Genomic DNA, 17058 nt, shown 5'->3' with positions numbered 1-17058 from the left:
GTCAAACATGGAGTTTGCTAAAATTCGAGGTAAAAGTTACCAAGACTGTTTAATGGAAATGAAAATGAAATACGGTCCCGAAGCCACCGTGATTTCTCAGACAGTCGTTACGGAAGGCGGAGTGATGGGAACGGGACTTCTTGCAAAGAAGGTGATCGAAATCCAAATCGGAATTCCCGAAAAACAAGCTTCCCGCGAAAAGATCGAACGAAAACTTCAGGACTTAAAAGACCTTCTCAAACAAAAGTCTTATGCGGCTCCGGAAAGAAAAAAAACTCTTCAGACCTTAAAACCTCTTTCTCGAACTCTGGAAGAAAGAGAAACCGCAACTCTGACCGCGGAGGACAACTGGGACTTGGAAGAGATCACAACCGAGCCCGAAAGAATGGGAATCTCCTTTGAAAAGGAACTCTTGGATCGAACCTCCCGAACGTCCAAAGAAACTTCTCCGGTTCGGGGAAGAAAGGATTCTCCCTTAACAAGACTGGGCGAGAGATGGGTTCGCGAAGGGATGAGCCAAGGTTATGTGGACGAGATTCTTTCTAAAGTCGAAGAGAGACTTTCACCGATCGATCAAGGTCGTAATCACTCAGTTTCCGAAAGGGCCATTGAAGTTTTGAAGGAAAGAGTGAGCGTGGATCCGGATCTTTTTCGAGGCACGGGAAAGAATCAGAGAAAAGTTGTCTTTTTAGTCGGGCCGACGGGTTCCGGTAAAACGACGAGTGTAGCCAAACTCGCGGCAAAATATTTCCTTCACATGGGAAAATCGGTCTCTCTTTATACCACGGACAACTATAGAATCGCGGCCATCGAACAGCTCAAACGTTACGCGGACACAATGGGAATGCCGTTTTATCCGGTAAAAGACATAAAAAAGTTTAAGGAAACTCTGGCTCGGGACGGATCCGAACTGATCCTGATCGATACCGCAGGCTACAGTCATAGAAATCTGGAACAACTCGAAAGAATGAATTCTTTTCTTTCCTGTTTCGGAGAAAAAGACTCGGTGGAAAATCTTCTTGTCCTTTCCGCGACTTCTTCCTATCATCATACAAGTGCGGTATTGAAAGCCTATGAGTCTTTGAACTATCGAAGAATTCTTCTCACCAAATTGGATGAGGCAGATTTTTTAGGTGGTTTTCTCGAACTGGCCGATACATACTCTAAGAGTTTCACATATTTTAGCGTGGGGCAGGAAGTTCCTTTTGATATCCTTCCTTCTGATAAAAAGCTCATGGCTGAATGTGTTGTAATTCCGGAGAAAATTGCTGAGCTGAGAGGAGAAGTTTTCACCGTTGCCGGTGGCTGATCCCGATCAGGCTGGAAAGAGGTAAAGAATGGACCAGGCGACTCATTTACGGAAACTCACCGAGGGGAACACGAGTCTAAAAGTTCTATCATCCAGAAAGCCCACGACTAAGATCATCGCGATCGCGTCCGGGAAGGGAGGAGTGGGAAAGAGTACCATCTCCGTAAACCTTGCTATCTCTATGGCGAGAGCCGGACAAAAAGTCCTCGTATTTGACGGGGACTTAGGTCTTGCGAACGTTAACGTTATCCTTGGGATCATTCCCAAATACAATCTCTATCACGTCGTCAAAGGCCATAAGAGTCTGAAGGACATCGTGATCCAAACTCCGGAAGGTGTGGATATCATCGCGGGAGCTTCCGGTTATTCTCAGCTTGCCAATCTAAACGACACACAGAGAAACAACCTCATCAAAGGTTTTTCCGAATTAGACAATTATGATATTATGATCATTGATACCGGAGCCGGAATCAGTTCGAACGTGATCGGTCTTACGCTTCCCGCAGACGACGTGATCGTCGTCACAACTCCGGAACCGACCGCGATCACGGATTCTTACGGACTCATCAAGGCCATCGTATCTCAGAGCCGAGATAAGAATCTGAAGATGGTCGTGAACCGAGTGAGAAGCGCGATCGAAGGAAAAAAAGTCGCCGATCGAGTGATCGATATCAGCGGACAATTTCTGGAAGTCAAAGTGGAAAACCTCGGATTTATCTTTCAGGATGAGGAAGTGGAGAAGAGTATTCGGGAACAAAAGCCTTATATCATCAATTCTCCCAAAAGTAAGGCGGCGGCCTGTCTAAATCGTATAACGTATTCCCTTTTGAATCAAGAAATGGAACCGATGGAAGACGCCGGAATCAGCGGCTTCTTCAAAAAGTTTTTCACCTTTATGGACGTCCGAGAAAAAGAACTCAGGGACGACGAAGAATAGTCCTTGAATCTCCAGATATTATTTGTCGCAGTCTTCGCAGTCATCGCGCTGATCGTCAGCCCGATCTGCGGATTTCTGGCGGGGAACCAAGTCGGTCATATCATCTTTATTTCCATTCTTTCCACCTTAGCGTTTGCCATTTTCGGTTTTGGAGTTCACGCGATTTTGGAAATGAAGGTTCCTGAATTCTTAGATTTCCTTTCCAATCTTACGGGAGAATTTTCCTCCGCTTCGTCCGGCGAAGAAGGCTCGGGAGCCGGTGGTTTTCGAGATTATACGAGTCAGGCTGCGGACTCCGAGTTTGCAGCTTCTTCCGCAGACGGTCCTTCTTCTTCCGAAGTCTTTGCTTCCTCCACTCCGAAACGTCAAAAAAACGGCAACTTTGGAGATCACCTCGTTGTCGAAAATATAGCGATCAAAAACGAACCGAAACTCATGGCAGAAGCGATCCGAACGATGATGGCAAAAGACGATATGGGAGAAAAGTAACAATTTCTTTCCTAAAGACGGCTCAAAACGGTGCAGAACTGTAATGAGACAAAAAACTGCTTGATTTCCCTGTTTTTGCCTCAAAAAATGCTATTGCAATTTTCTGAGAAGCTCGACACTTTAGAATGAAGGTCAAGGTTTTTCCAGATCCGAGCTTATGTCCAAAAAGTATGATAAATATAACCAGCAGGATGAGACGGAACTATGGAAATCCTATCGGGATACCAAAGATCAGGACATCCGAGCTTACCTCGTAGAGAAATATTCTCCCTTAGTCAAACACGTTGCGGGTAGAATCGCAATCGGAATGCCGCAGAATGTTGAGTTCGACGATCTTGTCTCTTACGGAGTCTTCGGACTTTTAGATGCGATCGAAAAATTCGATCCGGAAAGACTCATCAAATTCAAAACTTATGCGATGACTCGGATTCGAGGAAGTATCTTCGACGAACTTCGTTCGATCGATTGGATTCCAAGATCGATTCGTCAAAAAGCAAAACAACTCGAACAGATTATCGGAATGCTGGAGAATAAAGAAGGCCAGCAAGTGGACGACGAAGCCATCGCGAAAGAGTTGGGTATTTCCATGGAGGAATACAACACTCTTCTTACTAAGATCAGCGGTACTTCCCTTGTCTCTTTAAACGATATCTGGTTTCTCGGCGACGAGAACGACGAAGTTTCCTTTATGGAAACTCTTGAATCTCCGATGAACATGAATCCGGATACGATCATCGAAAAAGAAGAGATCAAAAACGTAATCGTAGAAGCCATCAAAACCCTTCCCGAAAAGGAAAAGAAAGTTATCGTATTGTATTATTATGAAGATCTAACTTTGAAAGAGATTGGAGAAGTTCTGGAAGTTACAGAATCTAGAATTTCCCAACTTCATACGAGAGCCGTTTCTCGCCTGAGAAGCAAACTCGGAAAAGTGAAATCCGTCATTACCCGTAAGTAAAGAATTTATTTACTAGGACAAACATCTATATGGGTTCCCTGATTCCATTCTTAGAAGACCAAAGCCGGGAACTGGATCGAATCCAGAAAGAACAGGTGGAGGTCTACGGGGACACTCTTGAAAATTCTCTTAGGCTCGCCGCAAAACATCTAAAAAAGCAAATCCACGAATTGGATTACGTTGTCCTCAAACGAGGAAAGAAAAAACTCTTCGGTCACGAACCCTGGCATATCCGAGTTTCGATTCTTCCGGAAGATAATTTCTTAGACGAACTCACGGAGCTCGACAAAAAATTGACCGGCGGCTCCGGAAAACTCGTTTCCAAGGATCTGAAAGAATTCATCCAGCCCAAGGACAAGGACGGAAGGTCGCTTATCCAGATTTTCAGAAATGGAGTATATCTCACCGTATTCCCTCCGTTAGGCGAAGGTCGTCGTGTAGAGATGGAGGAAGTTACGAAAAAACTTTCTCTGAAAGGAGTTTCAGCAGAGGACGATAAACTCATCCGTAAACTCGTAAAAGATTCCAAAGGCGAAGCCGTGATGATCTCGGAACAAAAACCGAGACAGGGAATGGAAGCCAAGATGATCTTGGACATCACCGCCGATAAGATGAAGGCGAAAGTCACCATTCTTCCTCCAAGACCGGGCGGAAGAGATTTGGATATGAAGGACGTCGTCAATCATCTCAAGAACGCCGGCGTCAAATACGGATTCAAAGAAGAGGAAATTCAAAAAAGACTCGAAGAAGAATACTTCAACCAACCTTTTCTCGCTGCGGAAGGCGATTATCCGATCAACGGAAAGAACGCACAGATCATCTATCACGTTCGTACAAACAAGAACGTTTCTTTTAGAGAAGACGAAACCGGAAGAGTGGACTTCAAAGATCTCGATCTAATTGAGAACGTGGTCGTTGGTCAGCTTCTTGCGGAAAAAATTCCCGCAGAAAAAGGAAAATACGGACGTACACTTTTTAACGAACTTCTTCCCGCAAAGGATGGAGTGGACACCGATCTCAAACAAGGAAAGGGAACGATTCTTTCGGAAGACAGAAGCAAACTTACGGCCGAAGTCAACGGTCAGGTTGTCTTTGCGACCGGAAGATTGTCCGTGGAAACCGTCTACAGGGTCAACGGAGACGTCGGTATTAAAACCGGTAACGTAACCTTCCTCGGATCCATTGTGATTACGGGTAACGTGGAAGATAATTATTCCGTAAAGGCAGCGGGGAATATCGAAATCTACGGAACCGTTCAGAAAGCGAGAGTAGAGGCCGACGGAGACATCATCATTCGCCAAGGAATTTCCGGAAGGGAAGAGGCTCATATCGAGTCCACTGGTGGAAACGTAATCGCAAAATTTATTCAGAGCGCGACCGTGATCACCGAAAAAGACGTTCTGGTTCAGGAAGGAATTCTTCATTCTTTTGTGAGCGCCGGAGGAAAGATTCTCTGCAACGGGAAACGCGGACAAATCGTGGGTGGAACCGTGCGCGCTTCCGAGTTGATCGGGGCGAGAACCATCGGTTCTTCCGCGAACCCGGCGACCGAGCTTGTAGTTGGGATCGATCCGAAGGTTCTCAAGCAAATTGCGGACTACGAAGCGAAGATGCACGAGAGTCAATCCAAGCACGAGCAGGTCTTTAAGAGTCTTAAAACGCTCCAGGCGAGGAAAGAATCCGATCCTGCATCCTTTACCGAAGATCATCAGAACCAACTGGTCAAGATGCAAAAGGCAGTGGATAAGCTTGATTCTCGGATCAAGGAATTCGAGGTTGAAATCGGAAATCTTAAGAACTACATGGAGGAAAAATCCTCTCATGGTAAGATCAGCATCGAGAAGGTCCTCTACGGCGGAGTGACGATGAAAATCCGAAACTCCGACTTTAAAACCCGAAACGAGATCAAGAACAAGACCTTTGTCGAAGAGAACGGAATGATTCGCCAAGTGCCTTACGAGGATCCGGATCCGGACAATAAAAAAGACTGGAGAAAAAAACGAAACCGTGGTAATTAAACCATAGGATGCGCCTCAGTGATACTCTATTAGGCTATGGACAGGCTCCGGACATGATTCGGAAGCAGCAGGTGGAAAATCCTTTCACCATGCACCATACGATCTCCGAAACCGCTCGGGTGGTCAAAGAGTATAACGATACAAGAAAATACGCGGTCGAGTTGTACACCGATGTGTTCTCGCTTTCTCCGGAATCCAGAGAAAGAATGGTATCCGCTCGCAATCAGAAAATCGACCAGATTCGGGATAAACTCAAAACATACAAACCCGCTTCGCCAGGTCAGTCTGAATTGGTCACTTACTCCGCGGGCGGTGCAAAGTCGACTAACGCACCTTCCAATCGAGGCAGAATCGAATTCTTCGCTTAATCTTATTTCCGTGGGAATGTTGTTGGAGACAGTTCCGGGGGAAAAGATATGGAGCTTTTTGCAGTTTTAGCGATTAACGCCGTCATTTCGGTGGTGTTGTATTATACGATCACATCTAAGGTCACGGAGAGAATCCGGACTCACATGTTAAAGAAGATCAACGAAGAGATTCGGGATTTTGTGGACGAGTTGGAAACCGAATCGATGAGACAAGTGGATCTGATCGGGTCCAGAATTTTAACCTTTAAAGAAATGACTTTGAAAGTAGAAGAACTGGTCAAAAGAATCGAGCAAGCCACCACCCCAGGTATTCTCAATCAGATTCAAAATGAAACTTCAGTTTCGAAAAATGATTCTTCACTTTTTGTAAATTCTAAATTTCAGGATTCTCCTAAGGTTCCGGAAAAGAATCTAAGCGCTCGAATTTCGGGTTCCGTACAACAAGGAATCGGAAATATCTATAAAGAAAATTTGGATTTGATCAAAGAAGACGTAGAGTTTGAAATTCCAAAACCGCAAAGAGCGACAATGACTCAAAACAATTCCTATTCTCAAAAGCCGGTTAATAAAGTACAAGCTCCAAAAAAAGAAATGACGGTTTCAAAAATCCCGGAACAAATCGTTCCCGGTTCTACTTCTAACTTAGTTTTGGAGACGATCGGAAAGGGTGTGAGAAAATTTTTTGGAATTCAGGAAATCAAGGCGGTCGCTGAGGAAGAATCGGCCGCGAACGATTATTTTCCCGGAATCAGAAACACTACTCTGGACATATCCTTGGACGAAGATCCTTTTGCGCCCGTTGAGGAAAACTCGGGCACGTTAGGCGGAATACCTGGCTTTAAGGACAATCTTAAATCGAAAGAATCGGACTTTGGAAGAATTCTTCAGGAAAACGTGACCGGTTACAAACCGCCAAAACCGGATTCCGCTAAAATTTCCGCGGAAGCCGCGCTCTTAGAAGCGGGTGAGGACTCGACAAAAATCGAGAAAGTTGTTTTCCTTTTAAAAAGAAAATATTCTCATGAAGAAATTTCCGACGCTCTGGATTTGGCGCTCGGAGAAGTGGATATCATAGAAAGATTCAGGTTAGACAGAAATAGGAGGTTCTGATGTCCCAGTTTAGCGTATTGAACGTAGGATTCGGGAATATCGTTCTGGTTTCTAAGATCGTAAGCATCATTCATTCGGATTCTGCGTCCGCGAAAAGGATTCGAAACGAAGCGAAAACGAACAACAGTTTGATTGATGCGACCCAAGGTAAAAAGACCCGTTCGATCATCGTGACTGACAGCAATCATCTGATTCTTTCCAATCTGAGAGTGGAATCTCTCACGAGAAGAATCGAGTCCCGCGATAATTCCATCGCCTCTGAAGAGGAAGAACTAGACTGAATTCTCCTAAACTTTTTGTTCTCTCTTCCGTAGCGGGAGGAGGGAAGTCGACACTCATCCAAAAACTTAGACAAAAACATCCCGAGATTTTGTTCTCCATTTCCTGCACCACACGCGCTCCTCGGCCCGGAGACAAAGAAGGGGTTTCCTATCACTTTCTTTCCAAGGAAGAATTTGAAAAAGGAATCGCCGAATCCGCTTTTTTAGAATGGGCAATCGTACATGATCAGTATTATGGAACTCCTCTTAAGTTTATCGAAGACGCGTTTCAAAAGGGAGCTTCGGTGATCATGGATATCGACGTCCAAGGCGCGAAGATCATCAAAGAAAAACTTCCCGAAAGAATCGTAACGATCTTTATTCTTCCGCCTAACGAAGAAGAATGGGAGAAACGTCTGAGAGGACGTGGGACGGACTCGGAAGAAAATATCTTGAAAAGAATCAAGAATGGGAGAGCAGAACTCGCACGCCAAAACGAATTCGATTTCAAAATTGTGAATGACGATTTGGAAAAGGCTTTGAAGGAATTGGAGAAAATCGTTTTTTCAAATTCGAAATAGGAGTTTTCGGTCCATTTCTTTTCGGGGCTCTTGTAGGAGTTCCGAAAAGACGTGCTACAGTATTTTTTCTTGAAGAATCTTAATTTTCTGATATAGGTGATTTTGTGAATTTTCCCCGCCACCTCTCCCATCCACCCAAGATCAGCCTATCCTTACCCACAAGTTGTCTGGATCTGCAGATAACTTGTCGGAACTCCGACAACTCTTCCGTAAAAATCGCGCGCCCCGCCCAAATTTCGGGCGGAGGGGCGGGTGGTGGAAAAATTCCGGAGAGTTTCCTCTATCATAAAATCAATCTTTTCGCAAGAAAAAACTCCTGTGTAGGAATTCCCACAAAATGCCTTTCTCTCGGGACGATTCTCGTTGTATCTACTCTTAACTTGTGGGTAAGATTATACAAGATCGGGGTGGGGCCCCGCTCGCTTTTACGATGAAGTCGTAGCTCCGACCAGGTGTTTTTTAAGGAAGGATGTCTTCTTTTTTTCGAACGGAGAGAAATTATTTTTTAGACTTCTTTTCAAAAAAATCTTATGCTTCCAAGAAATTCATTTTTGATGATAGCGAGTTTCTTTCTTTTCCTATCTTCCATTTCCTTGGGTGAACGAAAAATGACCAAGAAGGACTCTAAAGAGTTTTTAAGACGTCTCAAAGAAATTCCGGACCTATTTCTGGAATCGAAAAAGTCAGCCGAAAAAAATCCTATCCCGGATCTATATCCTTATCTGGAAAATCTTACGAAGGAATTTAGGAAAGCCAAAAAGTCTTATCAAATCGGAATCCCTTACCGGCATTTTACGACCTGTTCTTCGAAAGAACATCGATTCGTCGAGGTAAAATACGAAGTTTCTATCTTCACCAAAGGTAAAGAATCGAAATTTTCAATTTTAGAGAGTAGGCTTCACGAAATCGACAAACATCAAGGCGGTCTTTTAGAGGAAGAAGAGGAAATCTTACACGACTTCAACCCCTGATCGCAAATCCTACTTCGATTCGATCCTAAGGATCGAGAAGGTCGAATTCTTATATTTCTTTCCATCTTGCGGAAAAGCCGCTTTGTTTTTTTTCGAACCGATTTTCTGCGTTATCTGCAATCGGGAGTTTCTACGAGAATAAAAGGCATTGTGGTAGGAACTCCATTTGCCTTGAGTTCGCGATCTTTGAGATAGAACCCACAGACTGAAACCGAACTCCCCACTTGGACGTTGGAAATCAAGGAAGGAGCATCCGAATCCAATGCAACGGGTTTGCCCGAAAAATAAACTACAAAACGAATCGAGTTTCCTTTGTATAAAATTTCGGAGACAGTTCCGGAGATCTGAATCGTTTTCCCAAAAGCGGCTGAAGGATTGGAAACAAGTTCGTATCCGCTGACTTTCGGAGGAGGTCCGTTCTTTTTCTTTCCGAGAATCGGGAACGCCGTCAAAAAGAAAAAGAAACATAAAAGAATTATAATTTTAGAATATAGTTTCATCGTTTGCTCCGAATTATGGATTTGCTTCGACGGCGTCGTCCGGAATACCCGGAGTTTTGATCCCGCCGGATCTGCTCAGCCATTTGTTTGTTATCATCGCTCTTCTGTCCGCGGGAAAAAGAGTCAGAAGATAAGTTGTGATCGTAGGTCTTCCGTCGTCTTCCGCGTCCTTGTCCATCTGAATAAAGACGTCTATGATGTCTCCGTCAGGCCAGTTTAGAAGCATTCCGACCGCGGAGTCCGGAGGCATATTACCGACCTTATCAGCAAGAACCTTAACTAGCTTTTGACGACTGTTCTTTTCGGCATCCGCTGATTTCATGTCCTTCTCTTTTGTGATAAGACCTTTTCTCATCTCTTCGAGTTTCTCCATCTCCGCTTCCAGTCGTCCCTTTTCAGCGAGGAGTTCGATCTTTCTCTTTTCTAATTCGTCCAATTCCTCCGCAAATCTTTCCTGAGCTTTTGTGAATTCTAACTTCTGAAGTTCCGAAGGAGATTCGTTGTCTTGATTTACGAGACCTGGTTCCTTTCTTAGAAAAGGAAAAATTTCGGAAGCGTTGATGATTTGGAAGTAATCAAAAACAAAAAAACCGATTCCTAAGAGAAAGAAGATAAGGAGAACCAGATAGGTTGCTCTTGCTTTGTCGCTTAACGATGCCATATTAAACCTTTAGGTCGATCCGATTCCTGCTGATCTTATTTTCCAACTCTTCGGCCTTTTCTTGAAAATCGGTAATTTTCTTCTGAAGGCTAAGCATAGAATCCGGTGGAGAAGAAGAATTTCCAGTCGTCGCGTTCAGAATTTTCTGAAAGAAGGATTCATTTTTTGAATCGTTCGTAGAGTTTTTTAAGCTCTGAGAGCCCTGCGTCGTCGTTTGCGCTTTCAGGGTTTGTTCCCGTATCGAATGTAAAGATTCTCGGAGGCGGTTCAGATTGAGTGGATTCACGGATTTCTCTCCATTGGATGGATTTTAGCTGGTTGTAATGTTCTTCGAGCTCGAACTTTTCTTTTTTGAAATAGAGCTTTCTGTATTGTTTGTATTGGTTATCTTTTAGAATTTCGAGGATCTTTCTATCTTTTTGAGCGAGGATCAATTCGGCTCTTTTAGAATCGAGTTCGGGCTTTTTCTTATCGATGTCCGATTCTAAATTTTCATTTTGAGTGATGAGGGAACGAATATAACCTTGGTGCAGTTGATAGTCTCTTAAAGAAGCGCCATGAAGAGAATAGGATTCTCCCGTGAGGAGATCGATCTGTTTCTCGTTCTCATGAATTTCGTTTCGAATCTGATTGATTTCGCCGGCGACGAGCGAAAACGCTTTGAGTTTTTCGTCTTCCTTTTTTTTCCGAAGATTTAGGACGGGCTCTAGATTGAATTCAAAACGTTTCAAAGGATTAGAATTCCTCGTCTTCTTGTTCTTCTTCTAAAACGTCTTTGAGACCTTTCACCGCTTGTGCAAAAGTGCTTCTTTCCTGAATCTTCTGTTTCAGATAACGATCGATCTTGTCCTTCTTTCGAATTGCCATATCGACCCTTGAATCGGAGCCTGAGACGTAGGCGTTCAGACGAATCAATTCTTCCGCAGAGTTGTAGACACTGATGAGTTCTCGGATCATTCCCGCTCTCAAGTTCTGATCTTCCGGTGCAATTCTCGCCATAACCCGAGAGAGAGAGGCCGGGATATCCACTGCCGGATAATGATTTCTTTCGGCGAGCTTTCTACTGAGAATGATATGCCCGTCGATATAACCTCGAACCGCGTCGGCAACCGGATCTTCCATTTCGTCGGCTTCGGTTAAGACGGTGTAAAAACCGGTGATCGTTCCTCCGGACTTAGAAGTTCCGGAACGTTCCACAAGCTTTGCAAGTTTTGAAAAAACGGAGGAACTGAATCCTCGTGTGATAGGAGGTTCGTGATTGGATGCGGAGATTTCCCGATTGGCCTGAGCGAATCTTGTTAAGGAATCCATCATGAGGTTCACGTGTTTTCCTTGATCTCGAAAGTATTCCGCGATAGCGGTAGCGAGGAGGGCGCAGTTGACTTGTTCCATCTTGGGAGAATCAGAGGTCGCCGCGAGGACGACTGACTTCTGGAGTCCTTCTTTTCCTAAATCTAATTCTATGAATTCGTTTACTTCTCGTCCGCGCTCTCCTACGAGTGCGATGACGTTAACGTCTGCATCCGTATAACGGGAGATCATTCCTAAGAGGCTGGATTTACCGACTCCCGAGCCGGAGAAAATTCCAACTCTCTGTCCTCTTCCTATGGTAAGAATTCCATCGATTGCGCGAACCCCGGTCATGAGGATGTCTCGGATGATCGGTCGGTCCAGAGGATTTGGGACTTCGGCGTCCGGGGGACGTTCTTCCTTTGTGATAATATGACCTTTTTTATCGATGGGTCTTCCTACACCGTTGAGAACGCGTCCTAAGAGTTCTTTCCCTACGGGAATCGAAAGTTTGCGGCCGGAAGAAAAAACAAAGGCTTCGGGATAGATCCCTTCCACGGGACCGAGAGGCATGAGAGTATATACATGACCTTCAAACCCGACAATCTCACACTGGAGATAACCTTCCTTTCCGCTCTTCTGAACATCCATGAGTTCACCAATCTTAGAATCCGGAGGGCCTTCCGAATAGATGACGTTTCCTGAGACACGAATGACCTTTCCCGACTTTCGGATCGTCTCGGTGCGATCCATGATCAGGAAGTATTTGGACATAACGTCTATTTTTTCGTGAAATTTCTTTTCAATCATAGAAAGCTCGGAATTATCTCTTGGTATCCAGGATTTGTCGGAAAGTCAAGTATCTATGAGAAAATAAAAGAATTATGTCTCTATAGGAAGTAGTGAGAGTTCGAAATAATTCGGGGTGATTCTCGGATCCGAATTCGTCGTAGTTACGACGATTTTCTGTGAAAGAAAATTGCCCCACCCTCGTTGGGTGGTGGAGGCGGGCTGGCGGGAAAAAATCGGAAGAATTTTCCGTAGCACAAAAGAAGAATTTAGTAAATCTAAAATTCCCGATTCTTCTCTTGTCGGAACTCCGACAAAGAAAAAATCTGCTGAAAAATTGACCGACTCCAATTCTCCTTTTTCCCAGTGGAATTTCTCGATCCCAAAAGTAGGAACTCATACGCTTTCTAAGCTCCACGATTGAATTCTCAAATCCTTGTCGAGTCCCCTCTGGATTCCAAAAAACCTTCTGAGAAACCGTGGGAACTCCCGCAAAAAGAAAAGATCTCCCGGAGAACCCGGGAGATCGATAAGAAGGGAGAAGAATGTCTTGTTTAAAAACAAATTCAAAAAGAAAAGAAAGCGAGGAAGCGTCGAGGCTTTCTCCGAAAAACTTTCTATTTTTAAATCGGCTCCGCATTTCGAATGGCTTCCTCGATTTCTTTGAGCTGAGTCGAAATTCTTGCGTCGATCGCTCCCACGTCCGTCTCAATGATAACACCACCTCGATCCACACGAGAGTCTTCGTAGATATTGACCTTGCGAAGAGATTCCATAAGTTTGATAAGTTCGTCTTTGTGAGCCGTTGTAAGTTCCAAGTCCGCGAAGTTGACCCGGATATCCACTCGGTCTCTGTCCTTGATTCTTTTTAAGGCTTCTCTAATATTATTGAGAACGATTTCCTTTCTCTCGATGATTTCATCTTTGATCACTTTTCGCGCGATGATCAAAATCATCTCGACCATCTGTTTCTCGGAGGCTTGGATGATTTCTTCTCGAATATCGATCGCTTTACCAACGATGGTTCCTAAACGGTCGATGAGTCTTCGAACTTCACCTTGACCTTTTTTGAAACCGACTTCTCGTCCCGCATCGTAACCTTTTAAGTAAGCCTCGTGTTCGATCTCCGCCACCTTCATCTCAGCTTCTTTGATCATTCTCTCGACTTCCATCTTCGCACGGTCGAGAATCTGTTCTGCTTTTGCCTTACCGGTATCTTCTTCTAATTTAACTTTTTCTTTGGAATCTTGGATCATCTGGAAGGCGCGCTTGCGTCCTTCTTCTTCGATCTCTTCCGATTTTCTTCTCGCGTCTTCGAGAAGTTTACGAACCTGTTCTTCGTTCTCTTCTCGATAACGACTCAGTTCCGCTTCGATCTCTTCGATCGAAGGCCCCTGATACTGTTCGATGATATTCCCTTCTTGGTCTACCTCGAACTCTTCGGCGTCCTCGTCTCTGTGGAACTTTTTATATTTATCGGGAATCGCTAATTCGACCTGATCTTTGATGTCTGCGATTTGAATCGGTTTAAAGACGAGTTTGGCCATCGGTTACGTAGCTCTCCAAAATTTGATACTTCCTTCTTCGATCTCTTCCGTGAGTCTTTCGAGAATTCCATTCTGAGCCGTCTCCATTTCCGCGAGACTGATCGGACCCATTGAGTCCGACTCCAGACGAATCGACGCGCTCAGAGCCGGTTCTAATTTTTCAAGAATCCGGAGCTGAATTTCAGTCTCCGTCCCTTTTAGCGCACAGGCGAGAACGATCGGATGAAAGGAAGAAAAGAATCTATTCAAAGGTTCTCTTTCTAAGAATAACAGATCTTCCATCCGAAAGAAGTGTTCAATTATATTTTCGGCAAAACCGGGTCTCTTCTCGCGGATTCGATCAAAGATTTTTTGAGAATCTCCGGGTTTGAGTCTTCCCAAAAGGTCCGCGGCCTTTTTTCCCCTCTGGTTTCGAGTCGGAAGGCTCTTCTCTTCCAAGGCGAGCGCTTCTAATTTGAACTTCAGAAAACGTTCCAGACGATTCTTCTCGTATTCGCTGGAAAGGTCGAGATCGTGAATTTGGATCAGAATTTCTTCCTTTCGCGATTCGGGGAAGTCGTTTAACACCGCGGCCGCCGCGTCCGGATTTCCGAAACAAAGAACCAAGGCGATCATATCCGAATTCTCACCCGAAACGATTCTGGAAATTTCTTCCGCGCTCTTTTGTTTGAGCTCTTGTAAAAGATCCTTTTCCTCTTTTTCTTCTTTGAGAAGAGCTTCCAGTTCTCGAATCAGATTGAGACTTTCGGGATCTATATTCTCCTCTCTCTGAATTTTGGAGAGGGAACCGAGGAAAGAAGAGAGAACTTCTCTCTCTTCTTTTGAATCCGGTTTTCCGCTTTTGTGAAACGATTCAAGAAGTTTCCCCGTCGTTTCCGGACCTAAGTGGCGGTAGACTTCCGGAGGGAGGTGTTCTCCCAGAATCCGAAGAAGACTTCCCGCTCTATTTTGTCTGGACGACAGGGAGTTCATCAGCTTGCTTCCTCTTCAGAGAGCCATGTGCGGAGAAGCTGCGCGACCTCTTCCGGTTTTTCCCTTGCGAGGTTGATCGCGTTTTCGAGAAGTTCTCTTCGATACTTTTCGTCGAGTGAGAGTTCGACTTCCGCTCCGCCTTCGTCCATGACTCGAAGAGCCGCTTCTCTCATCATCTGTTGTTGTGCAGCGAGTTCTTCTTCTCTGAGTCTTCTTCTTCTTGCGATTTCTTTTTTAACCGCTCTGTAAACCAAGATGCTTACGATGAGTAGAAGAATGATGATCAAAGATGCGATGATCATTTGGCGGATCGCCTTCTGCTTGCGGAGTTCTTCGTCTTCCGCTGCGAACTGAGCCGATCTGTCCTTAGGAATCGTGATTACGGAAATCTGATCTCCTCTTGCTTTATCGAGTCCTACCGCGGCTTCTAAGTTTTTACGAATTTGTCTGAGTTCGTCGTCCGAAACCGCTACGTATTTTCTTTCATAGCCTGTTCCGTCTTCTTTCTCTTTCTTTTCCCACATCCCGTCGATCACGACCGACAAGTTGATCTTTTCGACTTTCCAAGGTTGTTTCTGAACTTCGGAAACCCTTCTGTTGAATTCGTAGTTATTGATGTTCTCGGATTTGCTATATTCGGATTTTTGATAGTCAGTATCTTTATATCCGGGAGGAATGTTCGGTTCGGTTCCCGCAGGTCCGTCCGGAGTAAACCCTCTTCCTTTGAAGTCTTCCTTTGTTTCTTTGGAGGAAACTTTTAAAGAATATCCGTCCACGAGTTTTAATTCGGAGTAGGGTGTGTTCGGGTTATCGGGAATTGCGACGACGGGAGATACAGAGTTGTCTTTATAAGATTCCTTGTCCCAGTTTAAGTTATATTCAAAACGTGTAATATCGACTCTTTCTTCACCGCCGAGGAGCCAGCGAAGGGTGTTTCTCATGTCGATCAATCTCTGAATTCTCTGTTCTTCCCCGATTCTTAACTTTTCTTGAACGATTCTGAGTTCGAGTCTTTCTTTTTCGAGATCTTCTTCGAAGTCACTTATGATCTTACCGTCCGCGTCAGCAACGCTCACGTTTTCAGGTTTTAACTTCGGAACCGCTCTCGAGATCAAGTTTACGATCCCTTTTACTTCCTTTCTGGAAAGAGATTCGACGCCGGGAATGTAATGGAGAATTACGGATGCCTTTACTGGAGATGAGTTGGAGCTAAAGAGTTCGTCTTCGGGGAATGCTATGTTGACGTATGCCTTATCAACCGAACGAAGGGTCATCAAGGATTGTTCGATGGCTCCTTTGAGAGCTCGGTATTTCTTGATGTCTTTGTCAAACTGAGTCTCCGTGAACTTGTCCACGTTGAAGAGCTCCCAGCCTTGTACTCCCGCGGGAATTAAATTTTCCTGTGCGAGTTTTGTGACGATCTCTTGTCTTTGTTCTGGATCGACGGTAACAATGCTCGTATCCGAGGTTCCATATTGATATCCGAGAGAATCCAGTTTTTTTGTGACCTCGGCAAAATCCTTGCTCGTAAGGTCTTTGAAGAGGACGACTCGGTTCTTTTGCAGAGAGATCGTAGAAAGAATTCCGATCGCAACAATTACGGTTAACGCAACTCCTCCGAGGATGAGTTTCTTGGTCGTATCCAGGGTTGTGAAAAATTCCCGGACGTTATTAATGATTTTCTGCAACTGCTCTGGCATAGCGAATCTCCACCGAATTTACAATACGGGACATAATCAAATATCGGAAAGAAAGTACAATCTCTTTTCAAATTTTTTTAGAAAATATTCATTTAGTACACAAATGTTAAGCGCAGTGAAAGCCTTGCATTCGTCATTTTGAATGTGTTTGGAGAAAATTTTCTGGTACTCAATTTTTGAGTAGTGGTTTTGGATAAAATTTTTGAGAATAGAATGAACGAAGATAAAATTTAGTTATATTAGAATTCAATGAAGTACGAATTTACTTTGTTAAAACTCAAAACACGATCCAAAGGCTTCCGCCCGCTTCTTAATTTTTTTAGTTCTTTTTAGTCGGTGCGGAAGAGTTATAGGGGAATTGTCTCTTTGTATGAATTCTTTGAGGGACGAAGTCGATTTGGAAAATGGTTTTCGAAAAAATAGTCAATATCGAAAGGTTTTTTAAATTCTTTTTCTTCCAAATTTTATACTTCTTCGTTACGCAACGGTTTGGAAGTATAAAATCAATTGAGAAAAACTGCTTGCAGCGGACTTTAAGTCCGTTTTAAGAGAAACTACGGAATAATATTGACACAGTCGATTTTTGAAACGTTTGAAA

The 17058-nt window shown here is 44.1% G+C and carries 18 protein-coding genes; 11 read left to right on the top strand and 7 right to left on the bottom strand.

Features of this window, described 5'->3' with window-relative positions:
- The first annotated feature begins 7 nt into the window (after positions 1-7).
- The 10 genes from flhF to A0128_RS11545 all read left to right on the top strand — a co-directional run bounded on the left by flhF (position 8) and on the right by A0128_RS11545 (position 9001).
- Entirely contained in the window at positions 8-1309 is a 1302-nt protein-coding gene (gene flhF / locus A0128_RS11590) for a flagellar biosynthesis GTPase FlhF (protein WP_069607664.1), read from the top strand.
- A gap of 28 nt (positions 1310-1337) precedes the next feature.
- A complete protein-coding gene (locus tag A0128_RS11585; RefSeq protein WP_069607663.1) occupies positions 1338-2246 on the top strand; it encodes a MinD/ParA family protein in 909 nt (302 codons plus the stop codon).
- A 3-nt stretch (positions 2247-2249) separates the two neighbouring features.
- A complete protein-coding gene (locus A0128_RS11580; RefSeq protein ID WP_069607662.1) occupies positions 2250-2735 on the top strand; it encodes a hypothetical protein in 486 nt (161 codons plus the stop codon).
- 157 nt (positions 2736-2892) lie between these two features.
- Positions 2893-3693, top strand: coding sequence for an RNA polymerase sigma factor WhiG (gene whiG, locus A0128_RS11575; protein WP_069607661.1), 801 nt, complete (start codon positions 2893-2895; stop codon positions 3691-3693).
- Positions 3694-3722: 29 nt separating this feature from the next.
- On the top strand, positions 3723-5711 hold the full coding sequence (locus tag A0128_RS11570; RefSeq protein WP_069607660.1) for a FapA family protein: 1989 nt from the start codon (positions 3723-3725) through the stop codon (positions 5709-5711).
- A gap of 8 nt (positions 5712-5719) precedes the next feature.
- A complete protein-coding gene (locus A0128_RS11565; RefSeq protein WP_069607659.1) occupies positions 5720-6079 on the top strand; it encodes a hypothetical protein in 360 nt (119 codons plus the stop codon).
- Positions 6080-6127: 48 nt separating this feature from the next.
- Positions 6128-7189, top strand: a complete 1062-nt coding sequence (locus A0128_RS11560) for a hypothetical protein (RefSeq protein WP_069607658.1) — start codon at positions 6128-6130, stop codon at positions 7187-7189.
- Positions 7189-7470 carry a DUF370 domain-containing protein gene (locus tag A0128_RS11555; protein ID WP_069607657.1) on the top strand — a complete coding sequence of 94 codons (282 nt, stop codon included), beginning with the start codon at positions 7189-7191 and terminating at the stop codon, positions 7468-7470. Before A0128_RS11560 ends, A0128_RS11555 begins: the two co-directional genes overlap by 1 nt.
- Positions 7467-8030 carry a guanylate kinase gene (locus tag A0128_RS11550; RefSeq protein WP_083244107.1) on the top strand — a complete coding sequence of 188 codons (564 nt, stop codon included), beginning with the start codon at positions 7467-7469 and terminating at the stop codon, positions 8028-8030. Before A0128_RS11555 ends, A0128_RS11550 begins: the two co-directional genes overlap by 4 nt.
- A gap of 608 nt (positions 8031-8638) precedes the next feature.
- Positions 8639-9001, top strand: a complete 363-nt coding sequence (locus A0128_RS11545; protein ID WP_069607656.1) for a hypothetical protein — start codon at positions 8639-8641, stop codon at positions 8999-9001.
- A gap of 110 nt (positions 9002-9111) precedes the next feature.
- Here the strand turns inward: A0128_RS11545 and A0128_RS11540 are convergent, their stop codons facing one another.
- From A0128_RS11540 to fliI, 4 genes are all read right to left on the bottom strand, one after another.
- Entirely contained in the window at positions 9112-9501 is a 390-nt protein-coding gene (locus A0128_RS11540; RefSeq protein WP_245667148.1) for a TOBE domain-containing protein, read from the bottom strand.
- Positions 9502-9514: 13 nt separating this feature from the next.
- Positions 9515-10162, bottom strand: coding sequence for a periplasmic-type flagellar collar protein FlbB (locus A0128_RS11535; protein WP_069607655.1), 648 nt, complete (start codon positions 10160-10162; stop codon positions 9515-9517).
- 158 nt (positions 10163-10320) lie between these two features.
- Positions 10321-10893: a flagellar export protein FliJ gene (gene fliJ / locus A0128_RS11530; RefSeq protein WP_069607654.1), complete on the bottom strand. Its 573-nt coding sequence runs from the start codon at positions 10891-10893 to the stop codon at positions 10321-10323.
- Positions 10894-10897: 4 nt separating this feature from the next.
- Positions 10898-12262, bottom strand: a complete 1365-nt coding sequence (fliI, locus tag A0128_RS11525) for a flagellar protein export ATPase FliI (RefSeq protein ID WP_069607653.1) — start codon at positions 12260-12262, stop codon at positions 10898-10900.
- 115 nt (positions 12263-12377) lie between these two features.
- Between fliI and A0128_RS22115 the strand changes: the two genes are divergently transcribed.
- Complete coding sequence (locus A0128_RS22115) at positions 12378-12665, top strand: hypothetical protein (protein ID WP_156781828.1); 288 nt, start codon at positions 12378-12380, stop codon at positions 12663-12665.
- A 199-nt stretch (positions 12666-12864) separates the two neighbouring features.
- Here A0128_RS22115 and fliH read toward each other — a convergent pair whose 3' ends face one another.
- Genes fliH through fliF form a run of 3 tightly spaced genes read right to left on the bottom strand, consistent with a single transcriptional unit; the run spans position 12865 to position 16460 of the window.
- Entirely contained in the window at positions 12865-13788 is a 924-nt protein-coding gene (fliH, locus tag A0128_RS11515) for a flagellar assembly protein FliH (RefSeq protein WP_002626492.1), read from the bottom strand.
- A 3-nt stretch (positions 13789-13791) separates the two neighbouring features.
- Positions 13792-14760 carry a FliG C-terminal domain-containing protein gene (locus A0128_RS11510; protein WP_069607651.1) on the bottom strand — a complete coding sequence of 323 codons (969 nt, stop codon included), beginning with the start codon at positions 14758-14760 and terminating at the stop codon, positions 13792-13794.
- On the bottom strand, positions 14760-16460 hold the full coding sequence (fliF, locus tag A0128_RS11505) for a flagellar basal-body MS-ring/collar protein FliF (RefSeq protein ID WP_069607650.1): 1701 nt from the start codon (positions 16458-16460) through the stop codon (positions 14760-14762). Before fliF ends, A0128_RS11510 begins: the two co-directional genes overlap by 1 nt.
- Positions 16461-17058: the final 598 nt, after the last annotated feature.

The organism is Leptospira tipperaryensis (genome assembly GCF_001729245.1).
Lineage (GTDB): Bacteria > Spirochaetota > Leptospiria > Leptospirales > Leptospiraceae > Leptospira > Leptospira tipperaryensis.
This window is presented reverse-complemented; position numbering and strand designations above follow the sequence as displayed.